The sequence below is a fragment of the Nonomuraea sp. MTCD27 genome, from assembly GCF_041950495.1.
Lineage (GTDB): Bacteria > Actinomycetota > Actinomycetes > Streptosporangiales > Streptosporangiaceae > Nonomuraea.
On sequence record NZ_JBGNUW010000002.1, the window covers coordinates 419,761 to 434,165 of the forward strand.

A 14,405-nucleotide genomic window follows, 5' to 3' on the forward strand; every position below is an offset into this window, starting at 1 on the left:
GGCCGCTCCGGGTGAATATCGCGGAGGCGAGGTGTGGACGTAGCCTGAAGGCGTGCTGCGGCGGACAATCAGGGCAATGGACATCGACTCGCCGGACCGGCTCATCGAGCTGCTCGACCGGCACGCCTACCTGGCCGACGAAGGGCTGGCCACGGCCGCCTTCCTGGCGTTGCGGATGGGGCGGCCGCTGTTTCTCGAAGGGGAGGCCGGGGTCGGGAAGACCGAGCTGGCCAAGACCCTGGCCGCGCTGCTGAAGGCGCCGCTCATCAGGCTGCAGTGCTACGAGGGGCTGGACGCGGCCCAGGCCCTGTACGACTGGGACTTCGCCCGCCAGCTCCTCCACCTCAAGGCCGCCGAGGCCGCCGGGGTCACCGACGTGAGCAGGCTGGAGGGGGAGATCTACGACCGGCGGTTCCTGATCGCCAGGCCGCTGCTGAAGGCGATCGAGACGCAGCCCAGCGTGCTGCTGGTGGACGAGATCGACCGGGCCGACGACGAGTTCGAGGCGTTCCTCCTCGAGGTGCTCTCCGACTTCACGATCTCCATCCCCGAGCTGGGCACCATCAAGGCCAGGACGCCGCCGGTGGTCGTGGTGACCTCCAACCGCACGCGCGAGGTGCACGACGCGCTCAAGCGGCGCTGCCTCTACCACTGGCTGGAGCACCCGGGCTTCGACCGCGAGGTCGCGATCCTGCTGCGGCGCCTGCCCGAGTGCACCGAGACGCTGGCCATGCAGGTGGCGCGGGCGGCCGAGCGGCTGCGGCAGGCCGACCTGGTCAAGCCGCCCGGCGTGGCCGAGACGCTGGACTGGACGGAGGCGCTGCTGACGCTGGGGGCCAAGGAGCTCGACCCCGGCCTGGCCGCCGCCACGCTCGGCGCGGCGCTGAAATATCGCGAGGACGTCGCGGCCGTGGTCGGCAACGGGCTGCTCACCCATGGATGAGTTGGCCGCCACCATGACCGGGTTCGCCAGGACGCTGCGCGCGGCGGGTGTCGCCGCCGACCACGAGCGGACGCAGAACCTGCTCAGGGCGCTCGACCATCTCGACGTGACCGACTCCGGCGAGGTCTACTGGGCCGGGCGGCTGACGCTGTGCGCCACGCCCGACGACCTGCCCCGGTACGACCGGTGCTTCGCCGCCTACTTCGCCGGCCGGCGGGCGACCCCGGCGCGTGCGGCGACCACGAGCGTCACCCGCCACCTGGCCGAGCAGGACACCGGCGGCGAGGCCGGGGACGACGACGGCACGACGGCGCCGGCCACCGCGAGCCGGATCGAGGTGCTGCGGCACCGGGACGTCGCCCGGCTGAGCGAGGCCGAGCGGGCCGAGGTGCACCGGATGCTGGCCATGCTCAGGGCCGGCCGGGCGCGGCGGCGCTCGCGCCGGTACGAATCCGCCCACCGCGGCGTCCTGGACCAGCGGCGCACCATCCGCGACGCGCTCAGGAAGGGCGAGGTGGCCCGGCTCCGCCACCGCAGGCACACCACCCGGCCGCGCCCGGTCGTGCTGTTCGTGGACGTCAGCGGGTCGATGGCTCCTTATGCCGAGACGCTGCTGCGCTTCGCCCACGCCCTGGTCAGGAGCGAGCCCCGGGCCACCAAGGTCTACTCCGTCGGCACCAGGCTCACCCCGATCACCGCCGAGCTGCGCCACCGCGACCCCGGCACCGCGCTGAACGAGGCGTCCAAAACCATCCCCGACTGGAGCGGCGGGACCCGGCTGGGGGAGGAACTGAAGGAGTTCCTGGCCCGTTACAGCGCCAGGGGGGCGATCGCGGTGATCGCCTCGGACGGTTGGGAACGTGGTGACCCGGAGCTGCTGGGCACGCAGATGGCCAGGCTGGCCCGGCAGGCGTACCGAGTGATCTGGGTCAACCCGCACAAGGGATACGAGGACTACCAGCCGCTCACCGGCGGTATGCGGGCCGCCCTGCCGTACCTCGACGACCTGGTGGCCGGGCACAGCCTGGCCGCCTACGAGCAACTCAGCGAAAGGCTCGCGCATGCGTGACGTGCTGCCGGAGATCATGAAGTGGTGGCGTTCCGGGCTCAGGTTCGGGCTGGCCACGGTGGTGGGCACGTGGAGCAGCGCCCCCAGGCCGCCGGGCGCGGCCATGGCGGTGCGCGGCGACGAGGTGGTCGGCAGCGTGTCCGGCGGGTGCGTCGAGGGCGCGGTGTTCGAGCTCGCCGCCGACATCGACGCGCCCGTCCTGCAGCGGTACGGCGTGAGCGACGACGACGCCTTCGCCGTCGGGCTCACCTGCGGCGGCATCATCGACATCCTCGTCGAGCCCGTCTCGATCGAGACCTTCCCCGAGCTCGGAGACGTCGCGGCGTCCATCGACGCGCACGAGCCGGTCACCGTGGCCACCGTCATCTCCGGCCCCGGCCAGGTCGGCGCCCGCCGCGTCATCTGGCCGGACCGCTCCACGGGCACCCTCGGCGTCGACCGCCTCGACGAGGCCGTGGACGACGACGCCCGCGGCATGCTGGCCCAGGGACTGACCGGCATCAGGCGCTACGGCGGCCAGGGGGAGCGGCGGCTGGACGACCTGGCGGTGTTCGTGCACTCGTTCGCGCCGCCGCCGCGGATGCTGGTGTTCGGGGCGATCGACTTCGCCGCGGCGGTGGCCCGGGTGGGCAAGTTCCTCGGCTACCACGTCACGGTGTGCGACGCGCGGCCGATCTTCGCCACCGCCAAGCGCTTCCCCGACGCCGACGAGGTCGTGGTCAAGTGGCCCCACGACTACCTGGCCTCCGTGCCGGTGGACGAGCGTACGGTGATCTGCGTGCTGACCCACGACCCCAAGTTCGACGTGCCGCTGCTGGAGGTGGCGCTGCGCACCGGAGCCGGGTACGTGGGCGCCATGGGCTCGCGCCGTACGCACGAGGACCGTCTGGAGCGGCTGCGCGAGTCCGGCCTCACCGAGGACGAGCTGGCCCGGCTCAGGTCGCCCATCGGCCTCGACCTCGGCGCGCGCACCCCGGAGGAGACGGCCGTGTCGATCGCCGCCGAGCTCATCCAGCTGCGCTGGGGCGGCTCCGGCCGCCCGCTGTCCACGACGGAGGGCCGCATCCACCACGAGGCGCCGTGAGGGCCTCCAAGGTGGCCGGGCTGCTGCTGGCCGCGGGGCAGGGGTCCCGGCTGGGCCGGCCGAAGGCGCTGGTCGAGTACGAGGGCGAGCGGCTGGTGGACCGCGGCGTGCGGCTGCTGGAGGACGGCGGCTGCCACCCGGTGGTGGTCGTGCTCGGCGCGGCCACGGTTCAGGTGCGGGGGGCGGTGACCGTACGCAATCCGGACTGGGCCGCCGGCATGGGCTCCTCCCTGCGCGTCGGGCTGGCCGCGTTGCCGCAGGAGGCGGAGTCCGTCGTGGTCGCGCTGGTCGACCAGCCGCTGATCCGCCCCGGCGCGGTACGCGAGCTGATCGGCTCGGGCGCCGGCCTGGCGGTCGCGACGTACGGCGGCCGGCGCAGGAACCCCGTGCTGATCGCCCGTGAGCACTTCGCCGCGGTGGCCCGGCTGGCCGAAGGCGACGTCGGGGCGCGGCCGTTCATGAAGGCGCATCCCGAGCTGGTCACCGAGGTGCCGTGCGACGGGCACGGCGACCCCGCCGACATCGACACGCCCGAGGACCTGGTCCGGCTACAGCCGGAGTGAAGCGATCGCGGCCCGGTGGTCGCTGCCGGTCGCCGGGGCCACCCCCGCCTTGGTCGCCGTCATGCCCCTGAACAGGATGTGGTCGGGCCTGGTGATCGGGAACTCGGCGGGCCAGGTGAAGCCGAACCCCTCGCCGGCCGCGCTCTGGGCGTCGGTCAGCGGCGGGGTCAGCCCAAGCATGCCGCGGTCGGTGGTTGCGGTGTTGAGGTCGCCGAGCAGCAGGATGCGCTTGCTGCGGTCGGCGTCGATGAGCCTGCGCGCGTGGGCCAGCGAGGCGTCGCGCGAGCTGGTCTGGCCGGGCCTGGCCGAGGCCAGGTGCATGACGTAGACGGTCACCTTGCCCTTGGGGGTGCTGACCACGGCGCGCAGGGCGCGCGGCCAGCCAAGGCCGACGTCGAGCGGCTTGGTCTCGCTGATCGGGTAGCGGCTCCACAGGCCGACCGTGCTGACCGGATAGTGGTATTTGAACATCTTGTTGAGCTGCTTGGCCGCGGGCCCGCCGCTGGTCAGCTCCTGGGCCGCCAGGACGTCGAGGTCCTTGGCGATCACGCGCACGGCCTCGCCGGAGGCGCTGTTGCGCACGCCCACGTTGACCGTGCCGACGGCCAGGTCGCTGGGGCCGCCCGGCGGCGTGCGCAGCAGCGTGGAGCCGAACATCACGGCCCACACCACTCCCGGCGCCAGCGCCGCGGCGGCCGCCGTCGTGGAGCGTGCCAGCGCGGCGGCGGCCAGCAGCAGCGGCACGGCCAGGCCCATCCAGGGCAGCAGGCTCTCCAGGACGGGCGTGAACCCGCCGAACGCGGGGATCAGCCGGTGCCCCGCCAGGGCCACGGCCACCAAGGCGGACACGACGATGACGACGCGACTCAGCACCCGAGCCAGGCTAGCGGCTCGGGCCCGGCGGCCCGGCGCGATAACATGTTCCCGTCGCGACAGAACATCATTCGGTTTCATGGGAGCCCGGCATGCGTATCGGTATGGCACTCAACTACTCGGGCGGCTTCAAGGAGTCGGTGGCCGAGCTGGCCGACTACGAGAAGGCCGGACTCGACATCGTGTTCGTGGCCGAGGCGTACTCGTTCGACGCCGTCAGCCAGATGGGTTACATCGCGGCCAAGACCGAGCGGCTGGAGATCGCCTCGGGCATCCTGCCGATCTACTCGCGCACGCCGACGCTGCTGGCCATGACCGCCGCGGGTCTCGACTACGTCTCCGACGGGCGCTTCACGCTCGGGCTGGGCTCCTCGGGGCCGCAGGTGATCGAGGGCTTCCACGGGGTGCCGTTCACCGCGCCGCTCGGGCGTACCAGGGAGATCATCGAGATCTGCCGCCAGGTGTGGCGGCGCGAGCGCGTGCAGTACGACGGCCGGCACTACACGGTGCCGCTCGCGCCCGGCCAGGGCACCGGCCTGGGCAAGCCGCTGAAGATCATCAACCGTCCCGTACGCTCCCGCATCCCCGTCGTGGTGGCCGCCATCGGCCCCAAGAACGTCGAGCTGACCGCCGAGCTGGCCGAGGGCTGGGAGCCGATCTTCTACGTCCCCGAGAAGGCCGCCGACGTCTGGGGCGCCTCGCTGGCCGCCGGGAAGGCCAAGCGGGACCCCGAGCTGGGCGAGCTGGACGTCATCGCCCAGGCGACGCTGGCGATCGGCGACGACGTGGCGGGGCTGCTGGAGTTCGGCCGCCCGATGGCGGCCCTCTACATCGGCGGCATGGGCGCCAAGGGCAGAAACTTCTACAACGACCTGGCCAGGCGCTACGGCTACGAGAAGGAGGCCGAGCGGATCCAGGACCTCTACCTCGAGGGCAAGAAGGACGAGGCCGCCGCGCTGGTCCCGGCCGAGCTGCTGGAGAAGATGTCGCTGGTCGGCAGCGAGGGCTTCGTCCGCGACCGCGTCCAGGCCATGAAGGAGTCGGGGGTGACCACCCTCAACGTGACGCCGCTGGGCAGGACGCACGAGGAGCGGGTGCGGCTGATCGAGACGATCAAGGAGATCGCCGGACAGTGAGGTGAATCACCCCTCATAGGGGAATGCCGCGCTTTTCACGGCCGTTGATGCAGCTCGTGAGGTTCTCCCTGGTGTTCGTGTGGCTCGTCGAGCGGCTGCACATCGATCTGTGCCGGTTGCACGGATCGATCTGTCGCTGACCGCTCCGCCCGCGTTCATCCATACCCTCACGGGCTGCCTCCGGCATGCCCTCGTTTCGAAGGCTTCCCTCTCCGTGAAGAGATTCTCCTTTTCCCTGCAGTTGCTGCTGGGCCTGGCGATCGGCGTGGCGCTCGGATTCGTGGCCAAGGTCTGGGACGTGACCTGGCTGGCCGAGACGCTGACCCGGGTCGGCCAGATCTTCGTGCAGCTCCTCAAGCTCGCCGTGCCGCCGCTGGTCTTCACCGCCGTGCTGGTCAGCGTGGCCAACCTGCGCAACGTCAACGGCGCGGCCCGGCTGGCCACCAAGACGCTCCTGTGGTTCCTGGTCACCGCGTTCGTCTCGGTGTCCCTGGCGATCGGGCTCGGCCTGCTCATCGACCCCGGCCGGGGCGTCACCCTCGACACCGGCGCCGCCAAGGCCCCCGAGAACGCCGGCACCTGGCTCGACTTCGTCACCGGCATCCTGCCCACCAACGTCGTCACCGCCTTCACCGAGGTGAACGTCCTCCAGATCGTCTTCCTGGGAGTCGTGCTCGGCGCCGCGGCCCTGGCGGCCGGCGAGAAGGCCGAGCCGTTCCTGAGCCTCGCCCGTTCCGTGCTGGAGCTGGTGCAGAAGGCGCTGTGGTGGGTCATCCGGCTGGCCCCCATCGGCACGGCGGGGCTGATCGGCAAGGCGGTGTCCACGTACGGGTGGGACCTGCTGGCGCCGCTGGCCAAGTTCAGCGCCGGGGTCTACGCCGCCTGCTTCGTGGTGCTGCTGGTCGTCTACCCGACGGTGCTGGCGGTGTGGGGCAAGGTCAGCCCCGTCCGGTTCTTCCGCAACGCCTGGCCCGCGATCGAGCTGGCCTTCGTCTCGCGCTCGTCGGTCGGCACGCTGCCGCTGACGCAGCGGGTCACGATCGAGCGCAACGGCGTGGACCGCGACTACGCCTCGTTCGCCGTGCCGTTCGGGGCCACGACCAAGATGGACGGCTGCGCCTCGGTGTACCCGGCGCTGGCCGCGATCTTCGTGGCCCAGGTGTTCGGGGTGCCGCTCGGGCTGGGTGACTACCTGCTGATCGCGTTCGTCTCGGTGGTCGGCTCGGCCGCCACGGCGGGCCTGACCGGCGCCACGGTCATGCTGACGCTCACGCTCAGCACGCTGGGGCTGCCGCTTGAGGGCGTCGGCCTGCTGCTGGCGATCGACCCGATCCTCGACATGATCCGCACCGCGACCAACGTGACCGGCCAGATGGTGGTGCCGGTGCTGGTGGCGCGCTCGGAGGGCCGCCTGGACACGGCGGTCTTCAACGCGCCGTCGCAGCCGCTCGACGAGGCGTCCGCCCCGCGCGTGCCCGCGGCCGCGGCGGCCTGATCCGACGTGCGAGGGGGGCGGGCCGACCGCCCCCCTCATCCGTGCGCCGGCGATCGTGGGGCGTCAGGTGCCGTGGGGGCCTATGGTGGGTCGGAAATCCTGATGTTCGAGTAATTGGCGGGGATATGTCCGACGCTACGGAGCGCACGCCGTCCTTGGTCGCCGACCGGTACCGGCTTGACGAGCGCATCGGCAGCGGGCCGATGGGCGAGGTGTGGCGGGGGTACGACACGCGGGCCGACTGGGTCGTGGCCGTGAAGGTGCTCGGCGCCAAGGCCGCCGGTGCCGCCACGCGGGAGGTGCTCAGGCAGCACGCCCAGGCCGTGGCCAGGGTCATCCATCCGAACGTGGCCATGGTGCTGGACGTCGGCGACCACGACGGCGCCCCTTTCCTGGTGATGGAGTACCTCACCGGGCTCAGCCTCGGCGAGGAGCTGGCCGCGCGCGGGCCCATGAAGATCGTGGAAGTGTGCGACCTGGTCGGGCAGGCGGCGGCCGGGCTCGACGCCGCCCACCGGGCCGGGATCGTGCACGGCCAGGTCGATCCGGACAGCTTCCGGCTGGCCGCGAGCGGCGTGCTCAAGGTGGTCGGGTTCGGGATGGACGAGCGGGCCCAGGGGAACGGCCGGTACCAGGCGCCCGAGCGGGCCGCCGGGGAGGCGGCGCAGGCCCCCGGGGACGTGTACGCGCTCGGGTGCGTCTGCTACGAGCTGCTGTGCGGGCGGCCGCCCGCACAGCAGCTCGAGGACGAGCCGGCTCGCGCGGGACAGCCCGTCGCGCCGCCCAGCACAATCAGGGCCGAGGTGCCCGCCGAGCTGGATCGGCTGGTGCTGGCCATGATCGCCGCGGATCCCGCGAAGCGGCCGGCCAGCGGGGAGTCGATCCGGCGCGCCCTGGCCGCCATCGCCCGCCCGAAGGCCGCCCCGGTCGCCCCGGTCGCCCCGGTCGCCCCGGTCGCCCCGGTCGCCCCGGCCGCCCCGGCCGGTCCGGCCGGTCCGGCCGGTCCGGCCGGTCCGGCCGGTCCGGCGGGCCCGCCCGTGACCGGCGTCTCCCTGCGCGAGAGCGCCCTGCCGTCAGGCGCGGGCGCCGGGCTCACGGGGGCGGGTGCCGGAGGTGCCGGCGGCGGGCACGGGGCCACCGAGGTCTTCCACGTCGGCGCGGCCGGAGGCCCCGGCCGGCCGCCGCGGGCCGGTGACACCGCGGTCTACCAGGCCGGCGACCTCGAACCCGGCCGTGACCCGGCCCCGAACCGCAAGCTCGTCATCCAGCTCGGCGCGGCCGTCGCCGCCATCGCGGCCGTGACCGTGGGCATGGTGCTGTGGGCGGGGGCGCGGGAGGAGCCGCCGGTCGCGCTGCCCACCCCCGTCGCCGTCCCCACCACCACGTCCCCGCCCGCCAGCACCCCGCCCGCCAGTACCCCCACCCCCACCGGCGAGCCCTCCCCGGGCATCGTGACCACGCTCGGGGGCGAGGACCCGACCTCCCTGCGCGGGACGGCGCCGCCCAAGGCCACGCTGGGCCGGGAGATCCCGGCCGGCGGGTACGGCAAGTGGCTGGCGGAGTTCGACCAGGCGCTGATGGCCCAGCAGAGCATGAACGGCATCAGCCCCGAAGTGGCCGGCAAGGCCCGCGAGAAGCTCAGGAAGGCGGCCAGGAAGCTTCAGGAGGGCCACGTCGACTCCACGCTGAACCACATCGCCGGTATCTACGACGACCTGCTGAGGGCTCAGGAGAAGGGCGAGATGGAGCCGACCGGGCCGGCCTCGGACTTCCTCAGGGACTGGCGGCTCCCGCAGGGGTAGCGGCCGCCGGGGACCCGATGGGACGAGGCGGGCAATAGTGACGCATGGGTCATGACGCGTACATTGTCCCAATGACCTTCGACTACCCGGCCCGCCGGGCGCGGCTCGCCGGGCTGCTGCCCGGCCGGGAGGTCCACGCCCTGCTCGTCACCTCCACCGTCAACGTCCGGTACCTGACCGGGCTGGTCAGCTCGAACGCGGCCGTCCTGGTCAGGGCCGACGGGACGGCGCTGCTGGCCACCGACAACCGCTACATCGAGGCGGCGCGCACTCTGGACGTGCCGTGCGTCGAGGCGCCGGACGTGGCGGGCCGGCTGGCGGCGCCGGGCGTCGGGATCGAGGCGGGGAGCATGAGCGTGGCGACCTACCACCAGCTGGGGGAGGGGCTCGTCCCGCTGGGGCCGGTGGTCGAGCTGCTGCGGGCGGTCAAGGACGACGGGGAGCTGGAGCGGATCCGTACCGCCTGCGCCATCACCGACCAGGCGTTCGCCGACGTCTCCGCGCGGATCGCCCCTGGGCTCACCGAGCGCGGCCTCGCCCGCCTCCTGGAGGACCGCATGACCGAGCTCGGCGCCGACAGGCCCGCGTTCGACACGATCGTGGCCGCCGGCGAGAACGGCGCCGTCCCGCACCACGTGCCCACCGAGCGGGAGCTGCGCGCCGGCGACCTGGTGACCATGGACTTCGGCGCGCGCTACCGGGGCTACCACGCCGACATGACCAGAACGGTCAGTATCGGCCCGCCCGCAACCTGGCAACGCGAGCTGTACGACCTCGTCGCCGAGGCGCAGCGGGCCGGCCGGCACGCGCTCACCCCCGGGGCCGGGGCGGGAGAGGTGGACGCGGCGGCCCGTTCCGTCATCGAGAACGCCGGCCACGGCGGTCACTTCAGGCACGGCCTGGGCCACGGTGTCGGCCTGGAGATCCATGAGGAGCCGTTCCTCGGCCCCGCCAGGACCGGTAGACTAGAGGATCGAGTTCCGATCACCGTCGAGCCCGGGGTCTACCTCCCGGGCCGGGGTGGGGTTCGCATCGAGGACACCCTCGTGACACGTGAGGGCGGGCCGGAACTTTTCACCAAGACGACCAAGGAGCTGCTCGTCCTTTAGAGCGGCCACACGCGGGAGAGAACGAGTGGCGACGACCAACGACCTCAAGAACGGCATGGTGCTGAAGCTCGACGGCGGGGAGCTGTGGGCCGTTGTGGAGTTCCAGCACGTCAAGCCGGGCAAGGGCGGCGCGTTCGTGCGCACCAAACTCAAGAACGTGCTCTCCGGAAAGGTCGTCGACAAGACCTTCAACGCCGGCGTCAAGGTCGAGGTGGCCAACGTCGACAAGCGGGAGATGCAGTATTCGTACAAGGACGGCGACGACTTCGTGTTCATGGACACCGAGACCTACGACATGGTCAACGTGCCCAGCGGCACCGTCGGCACCGCCGCCAGCTACATGCTGGAGAACACCCTCGCCACGGTCGCGTTCAACGAGGGCTCCGCACTCTACGTCGACCTGCCCGCCGCCGTCGAGCTGACCATCTCCAACACCGAGCCCGGCCTGCAGGGCGACCGCTCCACCGGCGGCACCAAGCCCGCCACGCTGGAGACCGGCGCCGAGATCAAGGTCCCGCTCTTCATCACCACCGGCGAAAAGGTCAAGGTCGACACCCGCAGCGGCGAATACCTCGGCCGGGCCTGAGGTGTCGGCACGCGGCAAAGCACGCAGGAGAGCGCTCGACATTCTCTTCGAGGCCGAACTGCGCAGCGAGGATCCGCTGAAGATCCTCGCTGAGCGCGTGGAGCGTCAGGAGCCGCCGGTGAACGAATACACCTCGACCATCGTCGAGGGCGTCGCCAGGCACCACGCGCGCATCGACGAGCTGATCACCACCTACGCCGAGGGCTGGACGCTCGACCGGATGCCCGCGGTCGACCGCAACCTGCTGCGCGGCGGCACGTACGAGCTGCTGTGGATGCCCGGCGTGCCCGAGGGCGTGGTCATCAGCGAGTGGGTGCACCTGGCGGGGGAGCTCTCGACCGACGAGTCGCCCCAGTTCGTCAACGGCCTGCTGGCCCGCTTCAAGCAACTCAAGCCAAGCCTCACCCTTTAGACACCCCTTTTCGGCGGGCCGGGCCCGCCCGTTCGGGGTACGTTCCAACCACGCCGGCCTGCACGGCTCGCGAGGCGAGGGACGTGTACTGCCGCGCGGTCAGGCGTCACATCACCCGCTACGGCGGGGCCTGACCGTGTGGCCGCGCACCCGCGGCCTGTACGGAGGAAATGGCGCGTCACCAGCCGCGACGCGCCATTTCCGTATCCCCGCCACGAGAAGACCATGTACGGCACGCCCGCCCCGGGCCAGGCAGGAGGGCGACCTGCTGGTGCTGCCGGTCGCCTCCCTCGCCGGCCACTGAAGGGGAGAAGGACGCGCTCCTCGCCGCCGGCCCGGCCGCGTTCTGCACCACGCCCCGCCACGACGGCCACGCCATCGTGCTCGTGCGGTTCGGGGCGGCGGACGCGGGGGAGATGGGCGAGCCGCCGGCCGGCGCCTGGCGGTTACGGGCGCCGGGGCGGCCGGCGGCCGGCTTCGACGGCCGAGCGCGGGGAACGGGTCTCGCCGGTGGGGAGCGGGAGCTCCCGCGTACGGCGTAGGCTGGGCCCCGTCCAGGAAAGCCGCTCGCGAGGTGCGCGTTCGCGAGGGAGAGGGAGGCGAGCCGACGTTGCGTGCTGAAGGCGTCACGAGGACCCCGGCGGTGCGGACCGCCGTCGTCTGGGACGCGTTGCGGTCCATGCTGGCCGAGCGCACTGCGGCCACCGGCCGCGAGTCACTCGACATCGTCGACGCCGGTGGCGGCACCGGCGGGTTCGCCGTGCCGCTGGCCGCGCTGGGTCACGCCGTCACCGTCGTCGACCCGAGCCCCGACTCGCTGGCCGCGCTGGAGCGGCGCGCCAAGGAGAGCGGCGTGGGGGTGCGCGGCCTCCAGGGCGACGCCGCCGACCTCGCCGACCTGCTCAGCCGCGACGTCGCCGACCTGGTCCTGTGCCACAGCGTGCTGGAATACGTGGAAGACCCGATCAGCGCGCTGACCGCGGTCGCGGGCCTGCTGCGCAGAGGCGGCGCCGTGAGCGTGCTGGCCGCCAACCCCGTCGCCAGCGCCATCCACCGGGCGCTGACCGGGCAGTTCGACGAGGCCCGGGCCGTGCTGGCCGACCCCTGCGGGAGCTGGGGCGACCGCGATCCCACGCCCCGGCGGTTCGCCGCCGACACGCTGGTCGAGCTGCTGACCGCGACCGGGTTCACGGTCGGCGCCATCCACGGCGTGCGGGTCTTCGCCGACCTGGTGCCGAGCAGGCTCGTGGACGGTGAGCCGGGCGCCGCGGAGGCGCTGGTGGCCCTCGAGCACGCCGCCGCGACCCATCCGGTGCTGCGCGACATCGCGACACAGCTGCACGTGCTCGGACACCGGGCCTGAGGCCACAGGAAGGGAAGATTCGATGACCGCTCCCCTCGGTATAGAACGTCTGTTCGGATAGAATCGACGGCGTGTCTCGCAAGCAGATCACCGGCATCGGCCCCGCTCCGCGGACCGGGGCCGATGACAGCGGCTGCCCGATCCTCCATGTCGACATGGACGCGTTCTACGCCAGCGTCGAGCTGCTCGAGCGGCCCGAGCTGCGGGGCCGTCCGGTGATCGTGGGCTCGCCCGCCGGGCGCGGCGTCGTGCTCAGCGCCACCTACGAGGCCAGGGCCCAGGGCGTGCACTCGGCGATGCCGATGAGCAGGGCCCGCAGGCTCTGCCCGCAGGCCACGATCATCCCGCCCAGCCACGGCAAATACTCCGAGGTCTCCAAGGGCGTCATGGAGATCTTCCACACGATCACCCCGCTCGTGGAGCCCATCGCCTCCGACGAGGCCTTCCTCGACGTCGGCGGGGCCAGACGCCGGCTCGGCCCGCCCGCCGCCGTGGCCGCCATGATCAGGGAGCAGGTCCTCGACCGCTACGGCATCACCTGCTCCGTGGGCGTGGCCAGCAGCAAATTCATCGCAAAACTCGCCTCCAAGCAGTGCAAGCCCGACGGGCTGCTGGTGGTGCCCGCCGACCAGGTCGTGGAGTTCCTCCACCCGCTGCCCGTGTCGGCCCTGTGGGGCGTCGGCGAGCGCACCGAGGAATCCCTCGTACGCCTGGGCATCCGCACGGTGGGAGATCTCGCCAGAGTGCCGCCCAGCACGCTCCAGCGGGAGCTGGGGCAGGCCGTGGGCGCCCATCTGGCGGGGCTGGCCTGGGGGCGCGACGAGCGGTCGGTGACCCCGCACGTGCCCGACAAGAGCATCGGCAACGAGGAGACGTTCGCGGTGGACGTGGACGATCCCGAGGCGATCAAGCGGGAGCTGCTGCGGTTGTCGGAGCGGGTGGCCGCCCGGATGCGTAAGGCCGGTCACGTGGGAAGAACTGTAAGTGTGAAGCTACGCCGAGCCGATTTCACCACGATCAACCGCTCGCGCACGCTGCGCGAGCCGACCGACGTGGCCCAGGTGATTTACGCCACCGCCTGCGACCTGTTCGAGGCGGCCGGTCTCCAGCGGGTGCGGTTGCGCCTGGTGGGGGTGCGGATGGAGAACCTGCGGCCGGCCGGCGAGGCCACCCGTCAGCTCAGTCTCGGCGAGCGGGAGACCGGGTGGCGCGAGGCGGAGCAGGCCATGGACAAGGCGATCCGGAGATTCGGGCCCGATGCGGTGCTCCCGGCGTCGCTCGTACGTGGCAAGCTTGATGAAATAGAGACATGACGTTCGATGTCCATACTTGGTGGGGGCGTCCGTGTCAGGATTTTGGGGGAAGGGGGGCGAGATGGGCCACAATAGAGCCATGACGTCACCTCCGGTTTGGTCTGCGTTGGACGTTTGCTTTCGCCTACGTCTACAGCCTCGTATTCTGGGGATAACCGACCGCGAGGTTCGGACACCCCGTGTCGTCCGTTGCCGTCTTCCCCGTCCTGGGGCCGTCCTTGGGAGGCGCCGTGCCGCTCTCTGAGCACGAGCAGCGCTTGCTCGACCAGATCGAGCAGGCCCTCTACGCCGAGGACCCGAAGTGGGCCAACACCGTAAGGATCAGTGACCCACGCAGCCATTACAAGCGTCGCCTGGTCAAGGCCTCCATCGGCTTTGCCCTCGGCGTCGTCATCATGATGGTCGGCGTGGTCATGAGTCTGATCCCGCTCGGCGTCGGCGGTTTCGTGGTCATGCTCGCCGCGTGTCTGTGGGGCTTGTCCAGCTGGAAAAAAATGAATGGGTTCGGTGACGCCGCCACCGCCGCCTCAGGCACGGCCGTTCCTCCGGGCAAGCAGGCCCGCCGGGGCAACCGGGGCAGTTTCATGGAACGCATGGAAGAGCGCTGGCGCCGTCGTCACGACGAGCGCTAGCCCGGCAGACACAGAGGTGCGGCCG

16 protein-coding genes are annotated in these 14,405 nt (G+C 72.0%); 15 read left to right on the forward strand and 1 reads right to left on the reverse strand.

All coding sequences use genetic code 11. From position 1 onward, the window contains the following. Positions 1-76: 76 nt before the first annotated feature. Genes ACBJ59_RS06485 through ACBJ59_RS06500 form a run of 4 tightly spaced genes read left to right on the forward strand, consistent with a single transcriptional unit; the run spans position 77 to position 3,659 of the window. Positions 77-943 carry an AAA family ATPase gene (locus tag ACBJ59_RS06485; RefSeq protein WP_375109243.1) on the forward strand — a complete coding sequence of 289 codons (867 nt, stop codon included), beginning with the start codon at positions 77-79 and terminating at the stop codon, positions 941-943. Further along, positions 936-2,012, forward strand: coding sequence for a VWA domain-containing protein (locus tag ACBJ59_RS06490; RefSeq protein WP_375109244.1), 1,077 nt, complete (start codon positions 936-938; stop codon positions 2,010-2,012). Before ACBJ59_RS06485 ends, ACBJ59_RS06490 begins: the two co-directional genes overlap by 8 nt. Beyond that, on the forward strand, positions 2,005-3,096 hold the full coding sequence (locus ACBJ59_RS06495) for an XdhC family protein (protein WP_375109245.1): 1,092 nt from the start codon (positions 2,005-2,007) through the stop codon (positions 3,094-3,096). Before ACBJ59_RS06490 ends, ACBJ59_RS06495 begins: the two co-directional genes overlap by 8 nt. Beyond that, positions 3,093-3,659: an NTP transferase domain-containing protein gene (locus ACBJ59_RS06500; RefSeq protein WP_375109246.1), complete on the forward strand. Its 567-nt coding sequence runs from the start codon at positions 3,093-3,095 to the stop codon at positions 3,657-3,659. Before ACBJ59_RS06495 ends, ACBJ59_RS06500 begins: the two co-directional genes overlap by 4 nt. Here the strand turns inward: ACBJ59_RS06500 and ACBJ59_RS06505 are convergent. Beyond that, the gene (locus ACBJ59_RS06505; protein ID WP_375109247.1) at positions 3,645-4,532 is read right to left on the reverse strand and encodes an endonuclease/exonuclease/phosphatase family protein; all 888 of its coding nucleotides are present in this window, start codon (positions 4,530-4,532) and stop codon (positions 3,645-3,647) included. The genes ACBJ59_RS06500 and ACBJ59_RS06505 overlap by 15 nt on opposite strands. A gap of 92 nt (positions 4,533-4,624) precedes the next feature. On the opposite strand from ACBJ59_RS06505, the gene ACBJ59_RS06510 reads away from it, so the two are divergent. The 11 genes from ACBJ59_RS06510 (at position 4,625) to ACBJ59_RS06560 (ending at position 14,380) form a co-directional block, all read left to right on the forward strand. Beyond that, positions 4,625-5,668 carry an LLM class F420-dependent oxidoreductase gene (locus ACBJ59_RS06510; protein WP_375109248.1) on the forward strand — a complete coding sequence of 348 codons (1,044 nt, stop codon included), beginning with the start codon at positions 4,625-4,627 and terminating at the stop codon, positions 5,666-5,668. Positions 5,669-5,715: 47 nt separating this feature from the next. Further along, a complete protein-coding gene (locus ACBJ59_RS06515) occupies positions 5,716-5,808 on the forward strand; it encodes a putative leader peptide (RefSeq protein ID WP_375109249.1) in 93 nt (30 codons plus the stop codon). Between the two features lie 74 nt (positions 5,809-5,882). Further along, positions 5,883-7,163 (forward strand): dicarboxylate/amino acid:cation symporter, encoded by a 1,281-nt coding sequence (locus tag ACBJ59_RS06520; protein ID WP_375109250.1) that lies wholly within the window; start codon positions 5,883-5,885, stop codon positions 7,161-7,163. Positions 7,164-7,288: 125 nt separating this feature from the next. Beyond that, complete coding sequence (locus ACBJ59_RS06525) at positions 7,289-8,965, forward strand: serine/threonine-protein kinase (protein WP_375109251.1); 1,677 nt, start codon at positions 7,289-7,291, stop codon at positions 8,963-8,965. A gap of 71 nt (positions 8,966-9,036) precedes the next feature. Then, complete coding sequence (locus tag ACBJ59_RS06530; protein ID WP_375109252.1) at positions 9,037-10,074, forward strand: M24 family metallopeptidase; 1,038 nt, start codon at positions 9,037-9,039, stop codon at positions 10,072-10,074. Between the two features lie 25 nt (positions 10,075-10,099). After that, positions 10,100-10,660, forward strand: a complete 561-nt coding sequence (gene efp / locus ACBJ59_RS06535; RefSeq protein WP_364118404.1) for an elongation factor P — start codon at positions 10,100-10,102, stop codon at positions 10,658-10,660. Between the two features lies 1 nt (position 10,661). Next, positions 10,662-11,072 (forward strand): transcription antitermination factor NusB, encoded by a 411-nt coding sequence (gene nusB, locus ACBJ59_RS06540; protein WP_357728756.1) that lies wholly within the window; start codon positions 10,662-10,664, stop codon positions 11,070-11,072. 170 nt (positions 11,073-11,242) lie between these two features. Beyond that, positions 11,243-11,614 carry a hypothetical protein gene (locus tag ACBJ59_RS06545; protein ID WP_375109253.1) on the forward strand — a complete coding sequence of 124 codons (372 nt, stop codon included), beginning with the start codon at positions 11,243-11,245 and terminating at the stop codon, positions 11,612-11,614. 101 nt (positions 11,615-11,715) lie between these two features. Next, entirely contained in the window at positions 11,716-12,435 is a 720-nt protein-coding gene (locus ACBJ59_RS06550; RefSeq protein WP_364118407.1) for a methyltransferase domain-containing protein, read from the forward strand. Between the two features lie 71 nt (positions 12,436-12,506). Then, positions 12,507-13,748: a DNA polymerase IV gene (dinB, locus tag ACBJ59_RS06555; RefSeq protein WP_375109254.1), complete on the forward strand. Its 1,242-nt coding sequence runs from the start codon at positions 12,507-12,509 to the stop codon at positions 13,746-13,748. A gap of 230 nt (positions 13,749-13,978) precedes the next feature. Further along, positions 13,979-14,380, forward strand: coding sequence for a DUF3040 domain-containing protein (locus ACBJ59_RS06560; protein WP_364118411.1), 402 nt, complete (start codon positions 13,979-13,981; stop codon positions 14,378-14,380). Positions 14,381-14,405: the final 25 nt, after the last annotated feature.

Coding starts and splice junctions, on each gene's coding strand:
- ACBJ59_RS06525 (WP_375109251.1), top strand. CDS start 7,289: ATGTCCGACGCTACGGAGCGCACGCCGTCCTTGGTCGCCGACCGGTAC.
- ACBJ59_RS06495 (WP_375109245.1), top strand. CDS start 2,005: ATGCGTGACGTGCTGCCGGAGATCATGAAGTGGTGGCGTTCCGGGCTC.
- ACBJ59_RS06530 (WP_375109252.1), top strand. CDS start 9,037: ATGACCTTCGACTACCCGGCCCGCCGGGCGCGGCTCGCCGGGCTGCTG.
- ACBJ59_RS06490 (WP_375109244.1), top strand. CDS start 936: ATGGATGAGTTGGCCGCCACCATGACCGGGTTCGCCAGGACGCTGCGC.
- ACBJ59_RS06545 (WP_375109253.1), top strand. CDS start 11,243: ATGGCGCGTCACCAGCCGCGACGCGCCATTTCCGTATCCCCGCCACGA.
- ACBJ59_RS06515 (WP_375109249.1), top strand. CDS start 5,716: ATGCAGCTCGTGAGGTTCTCCCTGGTGTTCGTGTGGCTCGTCGAGCGG.
- ACBJ59_RS06485 (WP_375109243.1), top strand. CDS start 77: ATGGACATCGACTCGCCGGACCGGCTCATCGAGCTGCTCGACCGGCAC.
- ACBJ59_RS06510 (WP_375109248.1), top strand. CDS start 4,625: ATGCGTATCGGTATGGCACTCAACTACTCGGGCGGCTTCAAGGAGTCG.